The organism is Mesorhizobium sp. WSM4844 (assembly GCF_055811775.1).
This window is the reverse complement of the sequence record NZ_JBVVQB010000045.1, coordinates 1-25,061: the sequence shown is the minus strand read 5'-3', so window position 1 is coordinate 25,061 and position 25,061 is coordinate 1. Positions and strand designations below refer to the sequence as shown.

Annotated in this window: 17 protein-coding genes and 4 pseudogenes; 13 read left to right on the top strand and 8 right to left on the bottom strand. The window is 58.0% G+C overall.

Annotated features, from left to right (window positions below):
- Positions 1–296 precede the first annotated feature (296 nt).
- The gene (locus tag AC0L2A_RS26895) at positions 297–746 is read left to right on the top strand and encodes a hypothetical protein (RefSeq protein ID WP_473611413.1); all 450 of its coding nucleotides are present in this window, start codon (positions 297–299) and stop codon (positions 744–746) included.
- Here AC0L2A_RS26895 and AC0L2A_RS26890 read toward each other — a convergent pair.
- From AC0L2A_RS26890 to AC0L2A_RS26880, 3 genes are all read right to left on the bottom strand, one after another.
- Complete coding sequence (locus tag AC0L2A_RS26890; protein WP_473611379.1) at positions 727–2,295, bottom strand: amidase; 1,569 nt, start codon at positions 2,293–2,295, stop codon at positions 727–729. The genes AC0L2A_RS26895 and AC0L2A_RS26890 overlap by 20 nt on opposite strands.
- 3 nt (positions 2,296–2,298) lie before the next feature.
- A complete protein-coding gene (locus tag AC0L2A_RS26885; protein WP_473611378.1) occupies positions 2,299–3,474 on the bottom strand; it encodes a M20 aminoacylase family protein in 1,176 nt (391 codons plus the stop codon).
- A 723-nt stretch (positions 3,475–4,197) separates the two neighbouring features.
- Positions 4,198–4,665 (bottom strand): Lrp/AsnC family transcriptional regulator, encoded by a 468-nt coding sequence (locus tag AC0L2A_RS26880; RefSeq protein WP_473611376.1) that lies wholly within the window; start codon positions 4,663–4,665, stop codon positions 4,198–4,200.
- An 814-nt stretch (positions 4,666–5,479) separates the two neighbouring features.
- On the opposite strand from AC0L2A_RS26880, the gene AC0L2A_RS26875 reads away from it, so the two are divergent.
- The 3 genes from AC0L2A_RS26875 to AC0L2A_RS26865 all read left to right on the top strand — a co-directional run bounded on the left by AC0L2A_RS26875 (position 5,480) and on the right by AC0L2A_RS26865 (position 9,360).
- The gene (locus AC0L2A_RS26875; protein ID WP_473611375.1) at positions 5,480–6,658 is read left to right on the top strand and encodes an aminotransferase class V-fold PLP-dependent enzyme; all 1,179 of its coding nucleotides are present in this window, start codon (positions 5,480–5,482) and stop codon (positions 6,656–6,658) included.
- A gap of 36 nt (positions 6,659–6,694) precedes the next feature.
- Positions 6,695–7,843: a M20 family metallopeptidase gene (locus AC0L2A_RS26870; RefSeq protein WP_473611373.1), complete on the top strand. Its 1,149-nt coding sequence runs from the start codon at positions 6,695–6,697 to the stop codon at positions 7,841–7,843.
- A 338-nt stretch (positions 7,844–8,181) separates the two neighbouring features.
- A complete protein-coding gene (locus AC0L2A_RS26865) occupies positions 8,182–9,360 on the top strand; it encodes a M24 family metallopeptidase (protein WP_473611372.1) in 1,179 nt (392 codons plus the stop codon).
- A 250-nt stretch (positions 9,361–9,610) separates the two neighbouring features.
- Here the strand turns inward: AC0L2A_RS26865 and AC0L2A_RS26860 are convergent.
- A pseudogene (locus tag AC0L2A_RS26860) lies at positions 9,611–9,781 on the bottom strand (type IV secretory system conjugative DNA transfer family protein); the annotation flags it as partial.
- 74 nt (positions 9,782–9,855) lie between these two features.
- On the opposite strand from AC0L2A_RS26860, the gene AC0L2A_RS26855 reads away from it, so the two are divergent.
- Positions 9,856–10,590, top strand: a complete 735-nt coding sequence (locus AC0L2A_RS26855; protein WP_473611370.1) for a hypothetical protein — start codon at positions 9,856–9,858, stop codon at positions 10,588–10,590.
- A 93-nt stretch (positions 10,591–10,683) separates the two neighbouring features.
- Positions 10,684–11,316 carry a CehA/McbA family metallohydrolase gene (locus AC0L2A_RS26850; RefSeq protein WP_473611369.1) on the top strand — a complete coding sequence of 211 codons (633 nt, stop codon included), beginning with the start codon at positions 10,684–10,686 and terminating at the stop codon, positions 11,314–11,316.
- A 342-nt stretch (positions 11,317–11,658) separates the two neighbouring features.
- Here AC0L2A_RS26850 and AC0L2A_RS26845 read toward each other — a convergent pair.
- A pseudogene (locus AC0L2A_RS26845) lies at positions 11,659–12,672 on the bottom strand (transposase); the annotation flags it as partial.
- A 162-nt stretch (positions 12,673–12,834) separates the two neighbouring features.
- Here AC0L2A_RS26845 and istA point away from each other — a divergent pair.
- Both istA and istB read left to right on the top strand, forming a co-directional pair.
- Positions 12,835–14,097, top strand: a complete 1,263-nt coding sequence (gene istA, locus AC0L2A_RS26840) for an IS21 family transposase (RefSeq protein ID WP_473611412.1) — start codon at positions 12,835–12,837, stop codon at positions 14,095–14,097.
- The gene (gene istB, locus AC0L2A_RS26835; protein WP_473611367.1) at positions 14,094–14,975 is read left to right on the top strand and encodes an IS21-like element helper ATPase IstB; all 882 of its coding nucleotides are present in this window, start codon (positions 14,094–14,096) and stop codon (positions 14,973–14,975) included. Before istA ends, istB begins: the two co-directional genes overlap by 4 nt.
- 51 nt (positions 14,976–15,026) lie before the next feature.
- Here the strand turns inward: istB and AC0L2A_RS26830 are convergent.
- Positions 15,027–15,503 (bottom strand): annotated as a pseudogene (locus AC0L2A_RS26830) (transposase); the annotation flags it as partial.
- A 423-nt stretch (positions 15,504–15,926) separates the two neighbouring features.
- Here AC0L2A_RS26830 and AC0L2A_RS26825 point away from each other — a divergent pair.
- From AC0L2A_RS26825 to AC0L2A_RS26805, 5 genes are all read left to right on the top strand, one after another.
- Complete coding sequence (locus tag AC0L2A_RS26825) at positions 15,927–17,405, top strand: NAD-dependent succinate-semialdehyde dehydrogenase (protein ID WP_473611366.1); 1,479 nt, start codon at positions 15,927–15,929, stop codon at positions 17,403–17,405.
- A gap of 14 nt (positions 17,406–17,419) precedes the next feature.
- Positions 17,420–18,823 (top strand): aminotransferase, encoded by a 1,404-nt coding sequence (locus tag AC0L2A_RS26820; RefSeq protein WP_473611365.1) that lies wholly within the window; start codon positions 17,420–17,422, stop codon positions 18,821–18,823.
- Complete coding sequence (locus AC0L2A_RS26815; protein ID WP_473611363.1) at positions 18,824–19,060, top strand: hypothetical protein; 237 nt, start codon at positions 18,824–18,826, stop codon at positions 19,058–19,060.
- A 5-nt stretch (positions 19,061–19,065) separates the two neighbouring features.
- Positions 19,066–19,830: a polysaccharide deacetylase family protein gene (locus AC0L2A_RS26810; RefSeq protein WP_473611362.1), complete on the top strand. Its 765-nt coding sequence runs from the start codon at positions 19,066–19,068 to the stop codon at positions 19,828–19,830.
- A gap of 934 nt (positions 19,831–20,764) precedes the next feature.
- Complete coding sequence (locus AC0L2A_RS26805) at positions 20,765–22,420, top strand: MFS transporter (RefSeq protein ID WP_473611361.1); 1,656 nt, start codon at positions 20,765–20,767, stop codon at positions 22,418–22,420.
- Positions 22,421–22,534: 114 nt separating this feature from the next.
- Here the strand turns inward: AC0L2A_RS26805 and AC0L2A_RS26800 are convergent.
- Both AC0L2A_RS26800 and AC0L2A_RS26795 read right to left on the bottom strand, forming a co-directional pair.
- Positions 22,535–22,819: pseudogene (locus AC0L2A_RS26800) on the bottom strand (alanine dehydrogenase); the annotation flags it as partial.
- 162 nt (positions 22,820–22,981) lie between these two features.
- Positions 22,982–23,422, bottom strand: a complete 441-nt coding sequence (locus AC0L2A_RS26795; RefSeq protein WP_473611359.1) for a GNAT family N-acetyltransferase — start codon at positions 23,420–23,422, stop codon at positions 22,982–22,984.
- Between the last annotated feature and the right edge of the window lie 1,639 nt (positions 23,423–25,061).

Sequence of the window (25,061 nt, the reverse complement as noted above, 5' to 3'; positions counted from 1 at the left end):
CAGCCTGGCTGAAGCGAGTCGGTTCCGGACGCGCTTGTCGGCGCATGAGATGAACCTTGCCTTCGCCGACCGGGAAGCCTATTTCGGCGACCCCGCTTCATCGACTTCCCGATCGAGATACTGCTGTCGCAACCCTATCTCGACACTCGCCGCGCGCTGCTCAGCCCTGACCACGCTTTTGGCAAGATGCCGCAGGCCGGCAAGATTGCCGGGTTTCGCTACCGGAAAAACGCAATGAACAATAGGGCGTCACTTCTCGATGCCGGGCGCTCTGGTCGTTGATTTCTTATGTCTGCGTGGTGGATGCGGAAGGAAATGCGTTCTCTGCCACCCCCAGCGACGTCTCCTGGAAACGGCCGATTATCCCGGGGCTAGGCTTTTGCCCCTCGCTCCGCGGCTCGCAATCTTGGGCGATTGAAGGCCACTCTTGTGCGATCGCACCCGGCAACCGCCCTCGTTTGACGCCAAACCCCTCCCTTGCCATGCGACCTGGCGAATTCATAATGCCGTTCGGCGGCCCCGGCGGAGACATGCAACGCAGGGCATGCTGCAGGTCTTCCCCAACCACATCGGCTTCGGCATGTCGATCCAGGATGCCATCGACGCTCCCGCTTTGTGATCCACAGCCCAACCGACTATTCTTTGAACCACACGACTTTGCTTCGGGCCGCCTTCTGCTTGAGCGGGCCATTACAAGCCGCGGATCAACAGCATTGAATGACACTCTTAAGGGGCGGCGGCGTTGATTCTTTTCCTCGCCAAAGAAGGAAGCCCGAGGCGACTTTCGATCGCATATGCCGCGGCTAGGACGGTGGTGTCGGAATAGCGCGCACCGACCAGTTGTAGCCCGACGGGCAGCCCTTGATCATCCAGGCCCGATGGAATCGATGCTGCTGGTTGCTGGGTCAAGTTGAAGGGGTAGGTGAAGGGCGTCCAGTCCACCCACCCTTTGTAACTATCATCTGGCACATTTCGTCCGACTGGGAACGGCGCGATAGGCATCGTCGGTGTGACCAAGAGATCGTAATTTTCGTGAAACTTCGCCATGAGAGCGGAAAGCTCGAACCGCATCGCCTCAGCGTCCTGAAATTCGGCAAGCGTGATCTTCAGCCCGCGTTCGGCACCTTCCAGAAATCCAGGATCGAGTAGTTCTCTTTGCTGTTTGTTCATTCGGGACACAATGCGCGCGGCGCCGGCGAACCAAAATGTAGAAAACACCTCCACCGGATCCGCAAATCCCGGATTGACCTCGGCCACCTCGGCCCCAAGACCCCGAAGCTGATCGATCGCATTATCGGTAACGTTTTGGATATCTCGCGCCACCTTCGCATAGCCGAGGTTCCGACTGTAGCCGATCCGCAGACCTCTAAGGGTGGCCTTTGCTGGGTCGGCGTCGAAACCGGGGTAAGCCGGTCCAGCATTACCATCGCGAGCGTCCTTTCGCGCAATCACGTTCATCATCAGGATCGCATCCGCAACGGTGCGAGTCATCGGCCCCAGATGAGACAGCGTTGTCATGGCGCTAGCTGGCCATTGCGGAACGATGCCGAAGGTTGGCTTCAGGCCGAAGGTTCCCGTGAAGCTCGCCGGTATCCGGATTGATCCGCCACCGTCGCTACCCTGATGAAGAAAGCCAAGATTGAGGGCAGCCGCAACGGCGGCCCCTCCAGACGACCCGCCCGGTGTCAGGTCAGGATTCCAGGGATTGCGGGTGATCCCGTAGACCGGGCTGTCTGTAACAGCTTTCCAGCCAAACTCTGGAGTGGTTGTCTTACCCAAGATAACGCCACCGGCCTCACGGATGCGGGCTGGAACAGGCGCGTCGTCTGCCCAGGGCCCCTCGGCGCTGCCGGACAATGAGCCACGTCTTGTCGGCCAGCCTCGTGTCAAGGTGAGGTCTTTGATGGTGGCCGGAATGCCATCAAGTACTCCGGCCGGTTCCCCCTTCATCCATCGACTCTCCGAGGCCCGGGCAACAGACCTGGCCCCTTCGTGGTCGACGATGCAAAATGCGTTCAGCGCTGGGTCGTTGGCGTCGATGCGGCTAAGACAGTCGTCGACAACTTCAACAGGCGAGAGCTGCCGCCTTCGGTACAGTTCCAGGCATTCGCACGCCGATAGACCCTCAAGAGATGTTGGCACGGATAAAAGACTTTTCATTTCACGATGTCCGCTAAAGTCAATCCAGGCACAGGGCGGCAGTTGTTCGTCGTTCTGCGGCCTTCCCCGATTTGTTATGCTGGATTGAAGGATGAATTCAGCCCGATCATCAAGACGCCGGACCGCGTCGGTCATATCTCAAGCTGCCAACGTGTTCTCTACGAGCTTGATCCAGTACGATGTTCCATAAGGAATCGCCTCGTCGTTGAAATTGTAGGCAGGGTGATGCAAGCCGGCGCTGTCGCCGTTCCCGCACCAGACGAAAGCACCCGGCCGCGCCTGCGCGAGGAAGGAGAAATCTTCTCCTCCCATTACCGGCGGCGTATCGAGAACGTTCTCTTCACCCGCCACGCCCTTCGCGGCGCTTCTCGCAAGGTCGGTCTGCTGGGCGTGGTTGAAGAGAATTGCATCGAAGCTCTGGAATTTAAGATCTATCTTGGCGCCGGTTACCTGGGAGATGCCGGCGACCACTTCGCCCACCCGCTCCTTCACGAACTTACGCACCTCCGGCTTTAGCGTCCGCATGGTGCCCACCAGCTCCGCTGTTTGCGGAATGACGGGGACTAGTCTCTGCCCGGACTGGAACTGGTGGAAAGAAATTCCTGCCGAGTCGACAGGGTCAATGTTCTGAGCCAGGATTTGCTGCAGGGCCGTCACAAGCTGAGCGCCGACCAGAATCGGGTCGATACATTCATGAGGCCTTCCAGGATGCCCCCCGCGCCCTTCAATAGTAATTTCTATGCTATCAGTTGCCGCCATCACTGGACCTTGCCGGATCCCGAAGACACCAACCGGCAAGCCCGGACGATTGTGCATTCCGTAGACGTGCTCGATGCCGAACCGTTCCATCAAACCGTCATCCAGCATGGCGACGGCGCCGGTACCGATCTCCTCGGCAGGCTGGAAGATCATGACAGCCGTTCCAGCGAAATTCCGAGTATCGGCTAGATAGCGCGCGGCACCCAACAGCATCGCTGTGTGGCCGTCATGACCGCACGCATGCATTAGGCCCTCGTTCTTGGACGCATAGGGCAGATCGGTCGCTTCATCGATCGGCAGCGCGTCCATGTCAGCGCGCAATCCGATGACCTTTAGGTTGCCGTCTCTCACCACCCTGTTGCCCTTGATGACGCCAACGACGCCGCTCTTGCCGACGCCGGTTGCCACCTCGTCGCAGCCGAATTCGCGCAAGCGCTCGGCGACAAAGACCGACGTTCGGGGGAGGTCGAAACCCAGTTCGGGATGTGCGTGGATGTCCCGGCGCCAAGCCACTATCTCGGGGAAAAGCTCTGCGACGCTATTGAGAATTGCCACGGGACTTTCCTTTCTTGCCATTTGCAGGCGAATTTCACGCCTTGCGAGAGGCGGGAGATCCGGTTCCGCGCTGCCGGGAGCACAGCCCGTGTGCGACGTGGACACCCCAGCTATTCCGCCGCCTGAACGCGCGCTCCAAATTACCCGCGGACCGACAATCCTGAATCCCGCTCCGTCCGAATGTAGCAAGCGCCAAACAGTTTGATTGAACGAAGGGCGCCGTGGCCCCGCAGGATATCAGCGTTTTTTGGCCTTTAGCGCATAACACCTGCAGGCTGAGGGTGCCCTGGGCATATATGCGCGACCAAAAATGACAGCCGACATTCAGAGCTGCAGGAACAATGAACCTAGCGCGGGGCTTGCCTGGGCCTTCAATCGCTTGCCGGGCAAAGTTCCCTTGCATGAACTAATGCCTGCCCGTACCGTTCTCTGCTGATGGGCAACGGGGCAGACAACGATCGCCCCCTTATAGCCGACATTTGGCTGTAGAGACCAGTTTTCGACGCAAACTCTCGCCCCAAGACTTACTGGGCGCTTCACCCGGACCGTGGCATCAAAGCTGAGTGCAACCGTTCTCCACGAAATCTGCACTCTACAACAGCAAAACATGTATCGGCCGGCGACGAGAGCTAGACCAAAGGGTGTTTGGGAGAGAGCCCGCGAGACAAATGCGAGCCGCGGAATGCGGGTGGGTGGTTGCCCGGGCGAGCTCTTGTGAGTGGGCTACTCTTCAGCAATTGGCAGAGCAAACGACGCCTTGATCCGATCCATTACGACGATTGTTTTGAACCCCTTTACTTCGAGGTGTTCGTAAAAAAAACGACGGGTAAACGCTTCGTACTCGGCCATGTCCTTAGCAGAAACGGTAATAATAAAATCCGCTTCACCCGTAACGTAGTACGCGTTCATGATCTCAGGCGTCCGCCGAATTGCCTGCTTGAAACGATCGATGATATCTGCCCGATCGCGCTCGAGAGTGATGGATACCAGCAAGAGCAGGGCCCGACCGACGGCTTCCGGTGAAACTATGGCAACGTCGGCTTCAATCACGCCAGCGTCTCGAAGTCGCTTTAATCTTCGTTGACAAGCAGTAGCCGACAGTCCGGCAAGTTCGCCCAATTCCTCTGTCGTAAGGCGATTGTTGCGCTGCACGACGTTGAGAATCTTCCGGTCAATTCGATCCAGATCCATTCACAATCTCTGCTCATTGAGGATATCGGCCAATGTCGAGCCCGCCAGCCTGTACGTCCAAAATGTAGCAAGTGGCAAACGCCATCTCGGCGCTAAACTCCGGTCAACGTCGCAGAAAGTCGGCGTTTCTAGTGCCGTCTACGCACAATACCGGCATAGTGGAACAATCTGAGTGGCGCTGATCGATGGGCATCGCTGGCGAGAGTGTCCATCGGGCAGGGGGATCGCCGGCCGAAAAAGACCCTAGCGATCGCATTGCCAGGCCCGGAAAACATGAGTTTCGACACGCTGGCGCATGAAGTTTAGGCAAGCCCGTCGGGAGCGACATCGCCAAGGGTCTCGACGATACAATATATACAGGAGACCACGACACCAGGCTATGGGCTGGCACTGGCTTTCGGATGTCCTACGGCCCTCGAGCGCGGCCGCGAATGAACAATGATCCGCAAGCGTGTCTGGCGTTGGGGGAGAAGGCCGGGCTCAGTCAGGCTACCGCCGCTCCCAGCTCTGGTGATAAGCTGAATCCGCGTATCAAGAATTACCACATTCCTCTGTCGTGAGGCGGTTGCTGCAGCTGCATTTCGTTGAGACGCTTCGGTGATCCTGGTGCATCGGCTCGCGATCTCTGCGTGAATCGTGAATTGGCGCAGGAATGCGGCGTGGAGAACCGAATGTTAGACCGAAGTCGGCGCGAGCACCGTGTAAACTGGGCCGGTCAGCGCAGGCCAGTCTTGCGGCATTCTTACCCTTGCCGGAACGATCGCCTTAACAGAGTAACTCAACCGCTATCCGCACTCCCAGGAGCGAAAGCCATATGCTTCCCTTGGACATCCTCCGAAAGGAGTTTCCAGCCACGGCAAACGCCATCTACATGGATGTCGCGAACCAGGGCCTCATTTCGAGAACAACATTGGCTTCTATCGAGCCTCATTTGAACAATCGGCTGAACGGTCTAAACGACGAAGAAAGAATGCTCGAACACGTAGAGCGTACTCGCGCTAGATTCGCACAATTTATCAGTTCAGATCACGATGAAATTGCAATTACCAAGAATGCATCGGAAGGCATCAACATCATCGCTAATGCGATCGATTGGAGAGATGGAGACAACGTCGTTCTATGCCCAAAATTGGAACACGCAAATAATATCTTGCCATGGATTCAGATCAGAGACCGCTACAATGTCGAGTTGCGAGTCGTAGAGCCGGATAGCGGTTCAATTCCTCCTGAAGCATTCGTAAAGTCGATTGATTCTCATACCCGCGTTGTTGCTTTGTCGACGGTGACGATGGTTCCGGGGTTTCGGACCGTCATGGAGCAGATATCCGAAGCCTGTAGGCACTACGGTGCATTTCTTTTGGCGGACGCGACGCAATCTGTTGGGATACTCCACACCGACGTCAATCGACTTGGCGTCGATGGTTTGGCAGTGTCGACTGTGAAGGGTTTGATGGGTCTTTATGGATCGGGTTTTTTATATTGCCGCAGAGAATGGGCCGATCGGCTGAGCCCGGCCTATCTTGCGCGCTTCAGCGTAGATTTCGGAAACGCGCCAGAATCAGCTCCGGTACCTAGTTCTGTAAAGTTGCGCTCTGGGGCGCCCCGCTTTGATATCGGGCATTACAACTTCCCCGGGATGTTGGCCGCATATGCATCAATGGGCCAGCTACTTGAGATTGGAACCGAGGCGATCGACCAAAGCGTTACCTCACTTGCAAAACGTATGGCCACTGGTCTCTTAAATATCGGGCTTCCGGTCTGCGGCGGGCCACCAGGCGCTCACACTGGCAGTATCGTAGCCGTTGGCAATCCCAGCGATCTTGTTGAAGGGCGCCCAGTCGACGCCCGCATTCGGTCGCTTCACGAGCATTTCACGAAGAACCGGGTAGTCGTCTCAATACGCAGAGGCATGCTTCGGTTCTCCCTGCATCTTTACAACACGGCCGATGAAGTCGATCGCGTGATCAATCTAGCCAAGAGCTGGTCGAAGTAGAGCGACACGGCTAGTTCATCGCACACAGGAGAGTACATGCCGACCCAGAGCGCCGAGACTATTGGACTTCTCAAAGACCTCATAAAAATCGAGAGCATCAACCCTTCGTTGTCACCACAAGGTAGCGGAGAGCAAGGTGTAGCCAAGTTCCTCGAGGGCTTTTGCAAGGAACGAAACCTAGCTTATGGGATTCACGAGGTGGCCGATGGTCGCTCGAATTTCTTGACCTGGGTACCTGGGAAGGAGCCCGACAGGCGTATTCTATTCATTGCTCATATGGATACCGTTCCTATCGATAGGTGGGAATCAGATCCATTCTCGGGTGAGCAACGGGACGGGCGAATTTATGGGCGAGGTAGCTGCGACACAAAAGGCTCACTTGCAGCTATGTTGATTGCGCTTAGCTCACTTGGTGAACGGCAACCCAGGGCCACGATTGTTGTGGCAGCCAGTATCGACGAAGAGTACCGCAAACTTGGCGCCCGCGCCATAGCTGATTCCGGAGTCACATATGAGGGTGCGGTAGTCGGTGAACCCACCGAATTAGAGCTTGTCGTAGCTCATATGGGTTCTGTCCGCTGGCAAATTGAGGTTCAGGGTGTGCCTGCTCACACGTCGAAGCCTCATCTTGGAGTGAACGCGATCACGGGCATGGCCAAGGTGGTATTGGCGCTTGATGAGCACCATCGATCCCTTGTGTCTCGGGCGCAGCACCCATTGGTAGGGTCCTCACAGCTGACCGTGAGCCTCATCGAAGGAGGTTTGGAACTTACCACTGTACCCCCGGTATGCCGTATCTGGGTCGATCGGCGTCTCATACCCGGGGAGCGGCCGCAGGACGCGTTGGCGGAGGTAGAAAGCATATTGGAAGGCCTTCGCGAAGGCGAAGACAAGATCAACGTTCGGTCATTGCTTCCCGCATTGGAAGACCCGCCTCCAATCAGTTCGGAGTCGAGCAAAATTGCAGCAGTCGCAGGAGCGGCTTGTGCCCACGTCGCCGGGACCGGAGAGCAGAAGGGAGCCACCGGCGGCTCGGATGCCAACCAGCTGTCATTGGCTGGAATCCCCTGTGTGATTATCGGACCCGGGCGTACCGCCCAAGCCCATACGAACAACGAGTTCGTTGAAATCGATCACCTGACCAAGGCTGCTGAATTGTACCAGAGGATCATGCTCACATATTAGGAGTGGCCGGCCTGATCGGGGTGCTCAAACCCTGTCCAACGGGCCGCGGACCTGATCGACCCGGGATGCGTGTCTGAGCCTTACGGTCCCAAGCCCCGTTCTTCGCTGTGACCTCGTCCCTTCTCACGTTGATTTTGCCGCCCGTGCTTGAGCCACCGAAAATTTGGCGCCCATGTGCCGATATCGTGCGGCAAGTGCGTAGGAAATGCAGATTTTCCGCGACAAGAAGAAATCCTCGGGGAAAACAGCCTCTTATGACGTGATACGAAGAGAAAGTAGGCGGACAGGACGAATGCCTGATCCGTTCGAGGAATGCCTGTTTTGAAGGACACGACGAGATGAAATATGAGAAGCCATTTCCGCCCGAGGAGTTTCGGCGTCGTGTTCATGACGTGAAGCAGCGGATGGAGCGAGCGGGGCTGGACTTGCTGATCTGCCAAGACCCCGCGAATATGTATTGGCTGACTGGCTTTGACGGCTATTCGTTCTACGTGCCTCAGGTGGTCTTAGTGCATCTCCAGTCGGACAGGCCGCTCTGGTTTGGACGTTTCGTCGATGTAAATTCCGCTTATATAACGACGGATCTGCCTAGAGAAAATATAAGCTCATTTTCCGATCATCGACTTCAGCATCCAGAATTGCATCCATTTGATGATCTTTGCGAGCTTATCAATTCCCGCGGCTGGGGATCTGATCGAATCGGTGTCGAGCTTAACGCCCACTTCTATACTGCCCGGGCACATCAACATCTCGTCAAAGGCCTTCCGAATGCCAAGTTTTCTGACAGCCGAGAACTGGTCAATTGGGCACGGCTGATAAAATCTGACCTTGAACTGGTGTACATGAGAGAAGCGGGCCACCTTGCAACGCACACGATGCAGACGGCAATCGCTAACCTAAGGCCGGGTGTGCCGCAACATGAAGTCGTCGCCGAGGTGTACCGTGCTCAGACACGAGGGGTGGACGGTAAATATGGCGACTCCAGCGGTCCTCCTCTTATCCAGACTAGCGAACAAACGAACGCGCCGCACCTCAGTTGGACCGACGAGCCCTTGCCGAGCTCTGGCCTCGTTCTCATGGAGTTCGGCGCCACCCGACGCCGCTACTGTGCGCCGCTGTGCCGCACCGTTCACATCGGGAAGCCACCCGCGGAGGTCTCGCGTCTTGCTGAGGTTATAGTGGAAGGCGGTGATGCTGTTCTCGAGACGGCAAAGCCTGGTACCGTCGTCGAGGAGCTGAATGCCGTGTGGCAAGATATTCTCAAGCGGAACGGGTATATCAAGATAGGCCGTTCCGGCTATTCAATCGGGCTCAACTTCCCGCCGGAATGGGGCGAACGCACGGTTAGTATTCGCGCGGGCGACAAGACCATGCTACAACCAGGAATGTGCTTCCATTTTCAGTCGGGGGTTAGGCTCCAAGAATTCGGCGCTGCCATCTCTGAATCATTTATAGTCACCGAAAGGGGAGGTGAGCGATTGGCAGATGTTGATCGCCGCTTGATTGTCGTGGACTAGGCGATTTGGTTCTGACCAAAATCGTTTTGCGATCACTGGATCCGTTCGAACCCGTTGAAATTTGTTCCTGCGGCGAGAGGATGAAGGGATCTAGCTTGAGGACGGCGCTGTCTGAGAGGTGCGGCTTGCCAAACCTCTCGGACAGGAGAACCCCGCCTAGCAGATGAGTTCTCTGCATCAGCGGAGATTAAGATCTGAAGGCCGAAATGAGCCACCTGTGACGCGAGCGTGGCGTGACCGTTGCCCAATTCTACAAATGCGCAAATGACCCAAGTAGACTACAGCCACTGTCACCGCCTTCGCTCCGATGGAACCGGTTGGTTCCGACGCAGTCCTTCATGTCGTCGCGGCGAAACCAGATCGCGCGCCCGCAGCGGAGCGGCGGGTTTCCCGCGGTGAAGACAATCTGCTCGGTCTGGCGATGACAGTCTGCTAGTGCGGGAGCTCCGATCACTCGAGACGGGTCACTCCGCCACCGACCCAGCGCTTGAAGCCATGGCCATCGAGGCAGCCACAAGGCCCGTGAAACTTCGAATACTTGAGAAGGGCACAGGCCGGCGCGTTGCCGCGCGCTTGCATGTTCATGGGCCGCACGGGGAGTATCTTCCGCCTAAAGGACACCACCGAAAGGTCAATTCCGGCTGGTTCGAAGATCTATTTGGCGAGTTTTCCAATGGACTCAACCAGTATGCGTATGTGGATGGAACTTGCACGATCGACCTTCCAGTCGGTGCCGTCTTCGTCGAAATTACCAGGGGTTTCGAGATGCGCCCGCTCCGGCGCATCGTCGAGATCGATCAGGATACGGAAACTTTGACATTCGAGCTGGAAAAGGTGCTCCGCTGGCGCGAACAAGGTTGGGTCTGTGCCGACACGCATGTTCATGTCCTGAGCCCGCAGACAGCTCTTCTCGAAGGGCAGGCGGAAGGGGTGAACGTCGTGAACCTGCTCGCGTCCCAGTGGGGCGAAATGTTCACCAATGTAGGCGACTTCGACGGCCGCACGACCTTGGGAGCGAAAGACTTCGGCGGTGATGGTGAGTTCCTGGTTCGGGTCGGCACCGAAAACCGCCAGCACGTGCTGGGTCACATATCGCTGCTTGGATATGAAGGTGAGATAATCGATCGCTATGTACCGCTGGGCCGCACGAGGCATCAATCGGCGATGCATTGGAAAGCACGATGGCTGACTGGGCAGAACGTTGCCGTCAGCAGGGCGGTCTCGTCATAATGCCGCACGCGCCGAACCCTCAGGCTGAGCGTGCGGCAGACATCGTGCTTGGTTTGGTCGACGCGATCGAGATGATGACTTTCAATCCGCGCGATGCCCAGATCAGCGCCTTCGGACTTGCCGATTGGTATCGGTATCTCAATCGGTTACCATTTGCCGTTGGTCGCGGGTTCCGACAAGATGAGGGCTGCCTCGCTCCTTGGCGGCATCCGCACATACGCCTATCTGGGAGATCACGATTTTACCTTTCAGAACTGGATGAATGCTATGCGTGGTGGCGACACGTTCGTCACAGTGGGGCCTCTCGTCAGCATGGCTGTGGAAGGGCGGCGCCCTGGAAGCAAGATCCGGCTTCCTTCTGGAGGTGGCACGGTTGCGTTTGATTGGCGCATTGAATCGGTCAGCATTCCTCCAAAGCGTGTCGAACTGCTTCGGAATGGAGCGGTCGTGGATGAATTCCGTTCGGACAAATTGTCGTGCCAAGGGCACAGGTCGCTGCAGCTTACGGAGTCTTGTTGGCTGGCTGTCCGCGTTCGGGGCAGCGTGGCGGGGCGTGATGCCGACATAGCTGCCCACACCAGCGCAGTCCTGGTAGAGGTTGGAAATGGGCCAATCTTTGCAACGGGCGACGCTGTGGCAGTGCTTGCACAGATCGAGGGATCGATAGCCTACTTGGATACCCTGGCTCCTAGTCTAGAAGCGACGAAGCGCGGCATGCTCGTATGAGAGCGGCCTTGGAACTTGCGCATCATCGTCTGCATCGTCGGCTTCACCAACTCGGCGCTAGCCATGAGCACACTCCGGTTCACTCGATACACACACAACACGAACTTGATAGGCAATTGCCGGGCCGACCTGTCGGGTACGATCTTGTTGCGCACGGCGAGGGGAGACGTTGGTGCGTAGGCTGTTACCTGCACTCTCAAACGAACGGTAAGCAATCTCTGAGGATTTCCCATGACGACGAATGCCAAGAAACTGTCATTGTTACGGCTTTTCTGGCCGCTGCGGCGCGACAAACAAGGTGAGACCCGTATTGCCTCACCGTGGAATGCTCCCGACCGACCATCATTTCTTCATCGGCTCGATTGCCGGCTCGAACTGCATCGCGCCGAACACCATTGCGTGGGCTTTTTCCTTTCGCCAGATCTTCAAGCGGCGCTGCAACGTGCGCAGCAGACGATCTGGGTATTGCCCCGGACGCTCTGCCTGCAGACGCTCCAGCAATTCGCGGCTCGTCCGCCAAGGCTCTTCGTCAAACCACGCTTGCAGTGACGAGGGCGAAGGGATCCGGTCGCCGACGGCCCCGTTTTTGCTTCGGCTTGGCTTGCGCGGTTGGGCGGATTTCACCCTCCTTCCAAGCCGTCCGCAGGCCCGACAGGAACCGGTCGAGAGACGGATCGCCGCCACAACCGATGGCGTGCCGGACCTGTCGGCGATGTCGACGAGGCGCTTCTGCGCCATCCGCATCTCGCTCAGCAACCGGACTGGGTCCAGCCGCGCATAGGTTTGCGCGAGTGCGGCGCGAACCGGTTGCGGCGTCCGCGAATCTGCCTGCAATCGTTGGCAGGGCGTCGCCGGGCGATGATAACGCTTGCGTACGCGGGCGCCGTCCCGTTCCTTTGCGGCCAGCTTGAAGGAGGGCTGGAAGAAGTTCACGAACAGCCGCACCGTCGCATAGAGCTGCGCGAGAGCCGCGGCGGCTTCAAGCCCCTCCAGACGGCGATAGCCGACGATGCGGCGGACCACAGCGCCATTCTTCTGCTCGACGAAAGCCTGGTCCTTCTTGCGGACGGCCGGCAGCGCGTGAACGCGATCCCGGCCTCCTGACAATAATCGCGCACCGTCTCGTTCAGGAACACGCTGTCATTGTCGGTGTCGAAGCCGACAAGGTCGAACGGCAGCAGCCGCTGCAATCCGTCAGCACCTCGCTCAGCAGCTTCTGCTCGCGGACCAGCAACGGCGCGCATTCCGTCCATCCGCTCGCAACGTCGGTGAGCACCAGGGTCTGCACAAAGCTGCCGCTCGTCACCGGGCCGCTGTGCGCACCAGGTCGGCCTCCACAAAGCCGGGCGGCGGATCCTGCTAGTCGGAGAAGGTGCTGTCGATACCGGATCAATACTCCCCATAAGTGCCGTTTGAATCTTCCCCAGTTTAGCGTTGCCGCCGGTCTTCCGGGGCGCGCCCCGGAGGACCGGCGGCACGTCATCACCGATACTGCTCTCGATGGTCGAGAGGGGAATGGTGATCAAACTCGGGGAGATAGTCATGATCTTGGATATGCACCGGCAGGGGCTGTCGGTGTCAGCGATCGCCAGGCGGACCGGTGTCGATCGAAAGACAATCCGCAAATACATCGAGCGTGGCCTTGAGGCCCCGGCCTACGGACCAAGGGAGCCGCGGGCGACGGTGATTGATCCATTCACCGCCTATCTGCGTGAACGGGTTGCTGCCTATCCCGGCCTTAGCGGTCGGCGGCTCCTGCGAGAACTGAAGGATCGTGGGTACGCCGGTGGCTACACTACCGTCACGGACTTTCTCAGAGACGTTCGTCCGACCTCAGAACCCGGCTTTGAAGTTCGGTTCGAAACAGCTCCCGGGGAACAGGCACAGGTGGATTTCGCCCAATTCCGTGTCGTCTTCACCGACGAGCCGGCAACCCCCAGGATCGTCTGGCTGTTTTCTATGGTGCTGGGCTATAGCCGTCTCATCTGGGCGCGCTTTGCTATGCATCAGGATCTGCCGACGGTGCTGCGATGCCACGCCGCGGCGTTCGATGCGATCGGCGGGGTTCCGCGCGAGATTCTTTACGACCGAATGAAGACTGCCGTCATCGGCGAAGGCGAAACGGGCGGCATTGTTTATAACCGCGCTCTGCTCGATCTAGCCCGCCATTTCGGCTTTCATCCAAAGGCCTGCAAACCATATCGCGCCAAGACGAAGGGAAAGGTCGAGCGACCATTTCGCTATATTCGTGAAGACTTCTTCCTGGCGCGCTCGTTTCGCAACCTTGATGATCTTAACACCCAACTGCGGCAATGGCTGGATGTCGTTGCCAATCCGCGCGTGCACGCCACAACGCAGCGCGTCGTCATGGAAGCCTTCGCTGAAGAGCGCCTTCATCTGCGTCCCTTGCCGCTGGCTCCGTTCCGATCGGTTCTGCGCCTTGAGCGCAGGATATCCCGAGAGGGCATGGTGAGTGTCGGTGGAAACGCATACAGCGTGCCCGACGCCACCAGAAGGCGGCTCGTCGAAGTTCACACCTTGGCCAATGAGGTTCGAATCTTCGAAGACGGTGCGCTGATTGCTGTGCATCCGGTGTTGGAAGGTCGCCATCAGCGACGCGTCGAACCAGGACACAGAACCCTTCGCTCACCGCCGCGATCGCGATCGCACGTCAACAATGACGAGATCGTTCTTCATGGATCCGGAGACCGGGTCACACAGCGGCCGCTCGCCTTCTACGACGCCGTCGCCAGAGCTATGGCACAGGAGAACCGCCCATGAGCGCCGCGCTCGATGCCGTGCCGTCGATGATCGACCGCATTCGCCATGACCTTGTCGGCTTGAAGATGCCACGTGCCCTTGAAGCACTCGACCATATTGTCCGCCGCCTGGAGCATGGCGAGCTGTCGGCGCTCGAAGCGATCGACATTCTCCTTTCCGAAGAGCTGACCCTGCGCGAGAACAGTCGCATAAAAACGGCGTTGCGGATGGGTCGGCTGGCAACCATCAAAACGCTCGCCGGCTTCGATTTCTCCTTCCAGCCCTCCCTCGATCGCGATCGGATCTTCACGCTCGCGCAACTGGGCTTCGTCGAAAGGCACGAGGCCGCCCATTTCCTCGGGCCGCCGGGAACCGGCAAAAGCCATCTGGCTATCGCGCTCGGCGTCGAAGCTGTCAAAGCGGGCAAGAGCGTCTACTTCTGCACCTTGGCCGATCTCATTGCAGCGCTGTCCAGGGCCGAGCGCGAGGGACAGCTGCAAGAACGCATCCGCTTCTTCTGCAGGCCAAGTCTGCTGATCGTCGACGAGATCGGTTATCTCCCGGTCATCGCCGGCGGCGGCAATCTGTTCTTCCAGCTCGTCAACGCCCGCTACGAGAAAGGGGCGATGATCCTGACGTCCAATCGCGGCTTTGCAGAGTGGGGAGATGTTTTTGGAGACGCCGTGGTCGCCACCGCGCTTCTCGACAGGCTTTTGCATCATGCCGTCGTCGTTCAGATCGAAGGATCAAGCTACAGGCTGCGCCAGCATGCCGAATTGATGCCTGAACACGTCCGTTCGAAAGCCCTGATTACTCCACCGTCCTTCGCGCCACCATCACGGCCGCGCGGTCGGCCGCCGAAAAATACCCAATTCTCCATGCCGTCCGAGACGGCATAATTGGGGAATTTTACTTCGGCACTTTTGGGGAAATTTCACCCGGTATTGACAGGTGCGGATCGGAATGCTCCGCCGCAGTACCGACGAAGCGGCGCTCCGGCGCCGCTTCTTTCCACCTGCGGTCTCGCGGATCCCGCGAAGCGCGCGGTCGATCGTTGCCGCATTCATCGCCAAAAGCCGCGTCCGGATTTCCGGCGCAAGCTGAAGATGCCCGTGACGCTCCATCGCCTCGACCAGGATCGGCACCAACGCTTTCAACCGCTTCCCGCAGATCCGGTCCGAGGCCTCCCACAGCACGATCAGCGCTTCACCAACCGCATCGTCATAAAGCCGCCGCTCCGGCCGCGGCCCCGAACGGCCCACCTGCGGTCCGTTGCGCAATAGGCGCATCGCATGCTTGCGGTGAACGCCGCTCACCGCCACGAACTCATCGAGAATGCGCGACTTCTCTGCCCGGTCGCTCCGGGCGTAGCGCTCCGTTACCGCGCTCACCAGCTCATCCCGCGTCGCCATGCTGACCTGCCTCATCTGATTTGCTCCTGCTACACAAATGCGGGGAGCAAATCAGATGAGGCTACGGATCAACAGCCAGGAACAATTCAGGCGAGGCAATGCGGCTTCTCTCCCAGATTGATGGTGTGGAACGCCCCGCTACCGACAGCATCAAAGTGCTAAAACGTGGTCGTTGCCACGAGACCAGATTGGGAGCTCGCGATCGGGAGGTCGGAGCTGGAACCAATTAATTTCCGCGCCGCCGACGACAGCGCGACGTTCGGCGAACCTCGCTCGCGGTCGCTCAGCCTCCTGGCAAGTGAAGTTGTGAGCAGTGTCCAATTCTACGCGAATTGGCTGGTGTTTGCAGGAATGCAGCTCAAGGGACACCAACTGCGCTGCCGATCGGCGCTGTGGCAGCAATAACCTAGGGGCATCAGCATACCGTTGGAGTCTTAGATGAGGGACACGTCAATCACGGCATTACGCAGGCTCAATCGGCCAGACCTTTTGCGTGGTGATGCGTATCTGAACGGCGCCTGGCTCTCCAAGTCAGATACTCTTGCCGTGTTTGATCCTGCCAGCGGTGACGAACTTGCTCAAGTTGCGGCTTGCGCAGACTCCGACGTTGACGACGCGGTCCATTGTGCAAGAGCAGCGTTCCTCGAGTGGCGCGACATGCTTCCGTTACAGCGTGGTGCATATCTGCGGAAATGGGCTTCAGGCATGCGGGAGAGCGCCGAAGACCTGGCTGTCATCATAACGGCCGAGCAAGGAAAACCGATTGCTGAAGCCCGCGGCGAAGTTTCATACGCTGCCGGCTTTCTAGATTGGTTTGCAGGGGAAGGGGAGCGGGCTTACGGCGAAACAATCCCCAGCCATCTCGCCGCAAGCAGGCTAGCGGTGCAAATGCAGCCGATTGGGGTGACTGTCGCTATCACACCATGGAACTTTCCATCGGCAATGATCACCAGAAAAGCCGGAGCTGCACTGGCCGCTGGCTGCACAATGATCGTAAAGCCGGCGCCAGAAACACCTCTGTCGGCGCTCGCTCTTGCCCGCCTTGCAGAGGAGGCTGGGATCCCGCCCGGTGTGTTTCAGGTGATCACCGGCGAGGCTCCGCCACTTGCCAGAAGGCTGTTGGAGCATACCCAAGTGCGTGCGTTCTCTTTTACAGGCTCTACCGAGGTCGGCCGAGTCCTTCTCGAGCAATCCGCGAAGACGGTGAAGAAAGTCTCGCTCGAACTTGGCGGCAATGCTCCTTTCATCCTTTTCGGCGATGCACCGATCGACTCAGCCGTCGCAGGCTGCATGGCAGCCAAGTTCGCGACATCGGGCCAGGACTGCCTCGCGGCAAACCGAATCTATGTGCAGCGAGCCGTTTACGAGCATTTCACGGAAAAATTTGCCGGGGCCACCAGTAAACTGAAAGTTGGGCATGGATTGGAGCCGGGTGTCAACATCGGTCCAATGACCAAGATTTCTGGTGCTGAAAAGTGCGCTCAACAGATTTCTGAAGCTCTGGCGGCCGGCGCGCGCATGCTAACCGGCGCGCAGGACAATTCGCTTGGCGAGAACTTCGTCACACCGGCCGTGCTTGCAGGTGTGAGCGATGACATGGCGATTGCCAAGGATGAAACATTCGGCCCTGTGGCTGCTATCCTGCCCTTCGACGACGAAGGTGAGGTGATCGCAAGAGCCAATAATTCCGAAATGGGCCTTGCGGCATATGTCTATACCCAAGATCTCAACCGAGCTATGCGGCTCTCCGACCGGCTCGAATACGGCATGGTCGCCGTGAATACCGCAAAATTTACGGGCCCGAGCATTCCATTCGGTGGATGGAAACAATCAGGACTCGGTCGCGAGGGCTCAAGGCACGGTCTCGTCGAATATCTCGAACCCAAATATGTCTGTATCGGCAATATCGCGCCTTGAAAGGAAGCATCTCAATGACCATCAACATCAAAGAAATCAGCGGAAAGGACCGCAACAGCGTCCTCCACCCCTTCACGCAGCTAAAGGATTTTGCCACTGGCAAACTCGGCGACCCAACGATCGTGGAGACAGGGAAGGGGATCCGCATCCAGGACGCGCATGGCAACCAATTTATCGATGGCTTTGCTGGCCTATACTGCGTGAATGTCGGCTATGGCCGCACGGAAGTGGCCGATGCGATCTCGCGTCAGGCATATCGCTTGGCGTATTACCATTCCTATGCGGCGCACACGACCGACGAGCTTGCGATTCTCTCTGATCGCCTCGTCAAGATGGCGCCTGGGAAGATGAGCAAGGTCTTCTATGGCATGTCCGGCTCGGACGCCAACGAGACCCAGGCCAAACTCGTCTGGTATTATAACAATCTGCGCGGCAAGCCGACCAAAAAGAAGATCATCTCCCGTGAACGCGGCTATCACGGCTGCAGCGTAGTGTCGGGCTCGATGACGGGCATGAGCTTTTATCACGACCACATGGACCTACCACTTCCGCAGATTGTTCACACGGGTGTTCCACATCATTACTGGGGCGCAACCCTGGGCGAAACCGAGCGGGAATTCTCCGCTCGCCGCGCCGCCGAGCTTGATCAACTGATCGAGCGGCTCGGCCCGGACAACGTCGGCGCCTTCATTGGCGAGCCCGTCCTCGGCACAGGTGGTATCACGCCTCCGCCGGAAGGTTATTGGGAAGCGATACAGACGGTGCTCAAAAAACATGATGTGCTGCTCATTGCCGATGAAGTAATCACAGGGTTCGGCCGCACCGGTTCCATGTTCGGCTCACAGCACTATGGGATCGAGCCAGACCTCATCACGATCGCTAAAGGTTTGACGTCGGCCTACTTTCCGCTTTCAGCGGCAATCGTCGGTGAGAAGGTGTATAAAGTCCTGGAGGATGGGGCCGACAAGGTCGGCGCATTCTCGCACGGCTACACCTACTCTGGTCATCCGATCGGCGCCGCCGCGGCCAACGCGGTCCTCGATATTGTCGAGAAAGAAGACCTCCCCGGCAATGCGCGTGACGTCGGCGCGTTTTTCCAGGCGCTATTGCAGGAGAAGTTCGCGCAATTGCCGATCGTCGGCGAAGTGCGCGGCGTCGGTCTTATGGCGGCAATCGAGTTCGTTGCCGATCGCGACAATCGGAAGCGTTTCGATCCGGCCCTCAAGGTAGGTGCGCGAATCTCGAAGGCCGCCCGTGACCGTGGTCTTATCGCCCGAGCCATGCCGCACGGGGACATTTTGGGCTTTGCTCCGCCACTGGTTACAACCAAAGCTGAGGCGGAGGAGATTGTTGCAATCGCAGAAAGCGCCGTGCGCTCGGTTATGGATGAGCTTGTTCGCGAGAGTGAGAAAATCTGAATGAGTTGGCCATCTCGTCGTAAATCGAGGCGCAACTCAAGCGACGGCCTGATCGGCCTGCGGGGCTGCCAGCTGAGCTGGTGCCACGTTCCGCTCATTGAGTTTTCGGCGGAATTCAATGCAGACACTGCTCAGGAGGAACTGGTGGCGAATTCGACCGCACTCAATCCCCGGGGAAATGGCCTGAAAGCCATTGGCGGCGGCGCCTCAACAAAGTCAGAGCGGGCAAGGCACTAAGTCCAATGTGGCCCGGCGGTAAACGCTGTGCCTTCGCCATCTCGTTCGACGTCGATCATGAGTCGAACGAATTGCGCAGGGGAGGGCGATCGCTAAGCAGATTATCATGGGGTCAGTACGGGAGCCGACGAGGGATACCTCGGGCTTTGCGACTCTTGAAAAAGTGCGACGTTCCGGCGAGCTTTTTCGTTCCCGCTGTGATCGCTCAGTTGTATCCAGACGAACAACTCGCAGTTGTCGATGAAGGCCATGAGATTGGCATGCACGGCTGGATACACGAGCTGAACTCGGAACTGAGCGCAGAGAGCGAGCGCTCTTTAATGATGAGGAGCGCCGACACTCTTGAAAAGATCACTTCCAAACGCGCGACGGGGATCCTACGGATCATACGTGAAATGGGATTGACATACGACTCATCCCTTATGGCCGATGATAGTTGCTATGAACTGCTGGAAGACGAGGAACCCACGGGAGTGATTGAAATACCGGTTGAATGGATTCGAGACGATGCCACTTACCTTTGGATGAGTCCCGATGGGTCTTCACGGCCAGATTTATCAGTCGACGACGTGCTTTCTATATTTATTCGAGAGTTCGTAGGGGCCTATCAAGATGCCGATCTGTTTCAGCTGACTCTGCATCCACACGTCATTGGATATCGCTCTCGGATCTGGATCGTAGAAGAACTAATTCGACGCGCCAAAGCAAAGGGTGACGTTTGGTTCGCCACACATCATCAGGTCGCCGAGCGTGCGTCCTCATGTCTCTAACCCTGCGACAAGGGGCGGGCAGGACGAAGCCGGACCAGTGCGACATACAGCAATTCGGCGTGCGGCGGGCGCGGTGATGCAGACCGGCTATGCCGGGCATCCGGTTCGAATGGTCGGTCCTCTGTGCGGCGCCATTTTCCCGGTGCAGATTGGTCGCGGTGCTGGGCGCGCTTCAAATCTGAACTTCGTTCTTGCCGGTTCTCCGGCCAAAGTTTACCGATTGGATTTGCTGCCACGAAGGTGCGGCGCTCAGATCCTTCGCCCGGCCACCGGCTGTGCGACAACCTGAAGGGTGGCGTGGCCGAAGTTTGAGCCGACACTGAACGCGACCTTTGCGGCGATGGCGAGCATTACGACACCACATCCTTGCCGACCCGCAGCCGAAAGCCGCAAAAAAATGTCGAGCCGCCGCGTACACGCTCTGCTGCTCATGTTTGACTGCGGAGCGCTTCGACGTTGATCGCTCGGAAGCACCTCATATCCTCGAATCTGAATGGCTGATGAGGAAGGCCTCGTAAGCGCGGCAGGATCAGCCGGGCGAGATATCCATAGGACTGGCCCGAGCACGCCGGAGGACTTTCAAAAGAGCTGTGCGGATCTGTCTTGCTGCCGACCTGCCGATTTTATGCACAACAGTGGGCGCAACGCCGATCTCCTGCGTCTATACCGGGTTATTAGCCAGAATCGGCTCGTTCAATGCGCTAGCATCATTTGGCGGCTGATGGGCACATCCCTTGGCTCAATGCGGTAATTCACGACGTTGCATAAATTCGGAACTGCGCCACCTCCCAAGGTGTACCGGCCCGGCAGTGAGCCAAATCTCCTGCCGGGCGTCTATGCATTTAGCAGTCCGCGGGCCTTCAACTGGTTTGAAAAGGGCTGCAGTTCTGGTTCCAGAGCGACGCAGCAAACTGGACCTTAGAGTCATGATTAAATGAGCAAGGCGGCGGGCGCAGATTTAGATCCATTTCCGCCAGCGACATTTGCGCCGCTCAGGAATTCAACATTTCGGTCGATCTGGCTTGCCACGCAAGTTTCGAGCCTCGGTTGGTTGATGCAAACTGTTGCCATCAGCTGGCTAATGGCAACGATTTCGACCTCCGATTTGATGGTTGCGCTAGTCCAGGCCTCATCGAACCTGCCAGCCTTCATCTTGTCCTTCGTCGCCGGGGCTCTCGCCGACAATTTCAGCCGTCGCAGAGTCATGTTCGCCGGCCGGTGCCTAATGGTAATAGCATCTGCAATGCTGACGGCTTGTGTGGTGCTGGGCTTTGTCGACCCGTGGATGATCCTCGGCTTTAGCTTCTTGATCGCATGCGGAGGCGCTCTTCACGATCCCGCATGGCAGGCTTCGGTCGGCGACATGGTGGATCGTCGCGAAGTTCCCGCCGCCGTCACCCTCCTTTCTGTGGGCTTCAACACTGTGCGGACCGTGGGCCCAGCGCTCGGCGGCATCGTTGTTGCCTCGTTCGGGCTCATAGCGGCATTCGCCGTAACCACGCTCAGCTATGCGGTACCTTTGGGCACCATTTGGCGGTGCAAATGGAAGGTTCGCTCTTCGCCTCTTCCGCGTGAGTCGATGAGGACGGCGATCTATGACGGGCTGCGCTTCACGGCGATGTCATCGGAGATCAAGACGGCGATCGCTCGCGGAACTCTCTTTGGTCTCGCGAGCATTGCCATCCTCGCGCTGCTGCCGCTTGTTGTACGCGATCGGTTGGGCGGAGGACCGCTCGCCTATGGCACGCTCATGGCAGGCTTCGGAATAGGCGCCGTCATCGCGGGCATCTCCAATGGATTGTTTAGACGGAGTTTGTCGCAGGAACGCCTAATGAGGCTCGCCTGCGTCGCATGCGCGGCGTGCTCTCTTACCCTAGCGCTGACCTCGTCGATTACGGTCGCGGCGATTGCACTGGCTTTAGGAGGCGCGGGCTGGGTCACTGCCTGGTCCGGGGTTGGTGTGAGCGTGCAACTGGCGAGCCCGCGATGGGTCGTGGGGCGTACCATCTCGATTTATTACGCACTCGTAGATGGCGGCATAGCCGCGGGAAGCTGGGTGTGGGGCACGGTTACCCAGAACTATTCTCTGGTCTGGGCACTGGAGGGCTCCGCCGGAGCCCTGCTGGTCGTTGCCGCGACCGGCGTGCTTTTTCCGCTTCGCGAGCGCCGCGAATCCGAGCCCGACCCCTTGGAGGAATTCGACGCACCGGCGGTCGCCCTCAATCTCAAGCCAAGAAGCGGTCCCATCGTGATCAAAGTCGAGTACCAAGTACCGGAGGAAAATCTCGAAGCATTCCTAGACCTCATGCGCGCGCGCCGGCATGTGCACACCCGCGTCGGCGCTCGGCATTGGATGCTCCAGCGCAATCTTCAGGAGCCTATGCAATGGATAGAGACATTCCGCACGCCGACGTGGACCGATTACCTTCGCCTCAACCATCGTCTCACGGAAGCCGACAAGGAGCTGGGTGAACGTGTGCTAAAATTGCATGCAGGACAGCTTCCGCCCAAAAACATGCTTTTCATCGAGCGACCCACAAGCTCGGCCCGCAAGCCCGAGCTCTCGCCACCTTATATTCTCCGGCACTGACTATTCACGATCGGGATGAGAGATTGACGAAGCGAGCGCAAGACACCTCCGGCAAATCATCCCCAGGAAAAAAATTAGCCGGTGGGCGACAGGAGGCAAACTCTTATCGGCGAGTTAGGCGGTGAGGACGGCCTTCGGCTCGACCAGCTCATAGCCGAGTTCTTTGGCCACAGCGCGATACGTGATCTTACGCTTGTGGACTTTCAGTCCGTCGCGCCGATGTGGTTGACCGACGCCTTCAGGCCCAATGTCGGCAAGCTGCAGGCCATAATGCGGCGTCGCGTTGCTGCGCGCGTGGGCCGATGTGACCGGCACTGCATCCGGCTTGTTGGCGACACAAAAGCGGGTCACGCCATCCTCATAGGTCGGATCGGCGTGCGTCGTAGCATGCGGCATCTCGGACGAACGTCATGCATTCGTTCCGCTCCCAAGAGGCGCCGGATTCGTTCCTTGGAGCACCGCACCCATACCTTCAGCACGACCTGTTGTTTAGTCTCAACTGTGACGGCGCGGCATCAGGTTCAAGCTCCGATCATAGCGCTCGGGCTCGTCACCGTGACTCTACAGGTCAAGGTGGTAGGTGAGATATGGACTCAAGTGAGCAGTCTTCTCATAGAGCGCCCGCGCGCGCGTATTGGACCTGTCCGTATTCCAATAAATCCTCAGCCAGCCTTGCCGGCAACCATAGGAGGCCAGATGCGCTAGCATGGCTTGGCCGACCCCCTGTCGCCGCGAAGAATCATCGACATAGAGATCGGCGAGAAAACAAAGTAGCCGGTCGCTGAAGGTGTAGGGGTGCACGATAAAGTTGGCGAAACCTGACGCGACGCCACTTGTCCGGACAGCAATTATCGCGTTCGTTGGGTCGTCTGGACGCTCAATCCGCCGCCAGATCGTCTCTGTCGCTTGTTCTGACATATCGATACGCTGGTCGGCGCAGTATGCGTTCCAAAGGGACCGCCATCGATCGCGGTCGGCACTTCCTGCGAGACGAATCTCCATAAGCGGCTCCGTTCTGAGAGTAGGCTCCAGGGCACTGGAGGTTAGGCTGAGGCAATGGTTCAACTTCTGCCGCATCTATGGAGTAGGGATAGCTGTTTCGCTCCATCTGGGTCATTTGGACAAGCACTGCACTAGCTCAAGGGACGCCTTGCTCTGGGCCTCACCGTGACAAAGATGCGGGCAGTGTAGAGCCAGTGAATGCCGCACTTGACCTCCGGGAGATTGATCCGTTGGCCACAAGCTCACAGCCGCAGACCCAAGTCGCGGATGCAAGACGCGTAGCTGCCGCGCGACAGCGGTGCCCAGCCCACTAGTTCCTCCAGCCAAAGATAAAACGGTGAATCGGCGAAAATTTTTAGCGTCGGACCGGGCTCCCTGGTGGTCGTGTCCGAGCAACCTGAAGAATGCCAAAGACAGACACAAAATCGTGGGTCGAAGTCGGAAAGTTCAGTTTGGCACTGGCGACCGCATATTCGGCGAGCGTGATCATTGAATGATTTCTCCTCAGTGCATCCCTGAGAAGATTTCAGCATTTGTTGTGCCAAGTAAGAAATATCATTCAAAACAAACGATAGCCCTATAGCGAGGCTTCTCATGTCCGATGTGTGTGTCGACAATCCGACATCTCGAGCGCAGGCGCAGGCGGGCACCAGGAGCCGTGGTCGGTCATCATGCGCTCGACCCGAATGCCTAGCTTGGGACGGTAAGCTATGGCGGCCTCAGGCAACGGCGCTCGCCTTGCGTTCATCAGGCATGACTTGGACGAAGGCGACGCAGACCCTACAACGGTTAATCGGTGGCTCGGACCCATGGCTTCGGCAAAGCACGGTCCGGTGAGTCTGGATGCGGCTTTACGGTTCGACATTTAGGGGCCGGTTTGTGACGGTCAGGAGAACAAAACAAGTATTACTGCCTGCTTCAACCGAGGGCGTGAACCACAAATTCAGGCGGGACCGACTGTCTGCGAGACGATCTCCGTTACCGATCCTGGACTGTTTACCATCGCGCTGAATGAGCAAGCAGATTGCTGCGGAGGTCGGCGCCTCCGCTAATCGTGAGCCGCGTTATGCGCCGCTTGGGACACAACAAAAAACTCAGCGCGTGCGTCCGAACCCGCATGTCGCTGTGGGAGCGTTTGGGCGACTCATCCACCTCGACATCGAGAAGCGTGGTCGATCACGTCCGTGGGGGCATCGCCACGGGGCGGAACTGGCGTCGTCAACCGCCAGCTCCAGCATCGGCTAGGAATTTGTCCACATTTCCCCGCGTCGCGCGAGAGTGTTGCAGAGATTTCTTAGAATTTTAACCCAAGTAGCGGGAATTCTAGGCGATTATGTTCCGACAGTGGTTGGCCCAGTGATAACTGTATTCTGGATGGTAGCCGTCAAAGATGAAGGCCAGCCGGAAAATTCGCCCAACTAATGTGGGCGACTCGATTTATGCTGAAGGCTGGGAGCGTTTGCAGATTGAGGAGTTCGCCGATGAACAAGCAATTCGCACTCGAAAATGATGTAAGCCTCGCGGTTTTTAATCGTCTTGAGTCTGAGGTGCGCAGCTACGTGCGAGCCTTCCCGGCCCTATTCGATCGCGGAGTCGGGACCACTCTCATCGCTGCAGACGGTCGGGAATATCTCGACTT

Coding starts and splice junctions, on each gene's coding strand:
- AC0L2A_RS26825 (WP_473611366.1), top strand. CDS start 15,927: ATGAGGGACACGTCAATCACGGCATTACGCAGGCTCAATCGGCCAGAC.
- AC0L2A_RS26795 (WP_473611359.1), bottom strand. CDS start 23,422: ATGGAGATTCGTCTCGCAGGAAGTGCCGACCGCGATCGATGGCGGTCC.
- AC0L2A_RS26815 (WP_473611363.1), top strand. CDS start 18,824: ATGAGTTGGCCATCTCGTCGTAAATCGAGGCGCAACTCAAGCGACGGC.
- AC0L2A_RS26890 (WP_473611379.1), bottom strand. CDS start 2,295: ATGACCGACGCGGTCCGGCGTCTTGATGATCGGGCTGAATTCATCCTT.
- AC0L2A_RS26870 (WP_473611373.1), top strand. CDS start 6,695: ATGCCGACCCAGAGCGCCGAGACTATTGGACTTCTCAAAGACCTCATA.
- AC0L2A_RS26875 (WP_473611375.1), top strand. CDS start 5,480: ATGCTTCCCTTGGACATCCTCCGAAAGGAGTTTCCAGCCACGGCAAAC.
- AC0L2A_RS26880 (WP_473611376.1), bottom strand. CDS start 4,665: ATGGATCTGGATCGAATTGACCGGAAGATTCTCAACGTCGTGCAGCGC.
- AC0L2A_RS26810 (WP_473611362.1), top strand. CDS start 19,066: ATGTGGCCCGGCGGTAAACGCTGTGCCTTCGCCATCTCGTTCGACGTC.
- AC0L2A_RS26850 (WP_473611369.1), top strand. CDS start 10,684: ATGCCCAGATCAGCGCCTTCGGACTTGCCGATTGGTATCGGTATCTCA.
- AC0L2A_RS26855 (WP_473611370.1), top strand. CDS start 9,856: ATGGCCATCGAGGCAGCCACAAGGCCCGTGAAACTTCGAATACTTGAG.
- AC0L2A_RS26805 (WP_473611361.1), top strand. CDS start 20,765: ATGAGCAAGGCGGCGGGCGCAGATTTAGATCCATTTCCGCCAGCGACA.
- AC0L2A_RS26865 (WP_473611372.1), top strand. CDS start 8,182: ATGAAATATGAGAAGCCATTTCCGCCCGAGGAGTTTCGGCGTCGTGTT.
- AC0L2A_RS26820 (WP_473611365.1), top strand. CDS start 17,420: ATGACCATCAACATCAAAGAAATCAGCGGAAAGGACCGCAACAGCGTC.
- istB (WP_473611367.1), top strand. CDS start 14,094: ATGAGCGCCGCGCTCGATGCCGTGCCGTCGATGATCGACCGCATTCGC.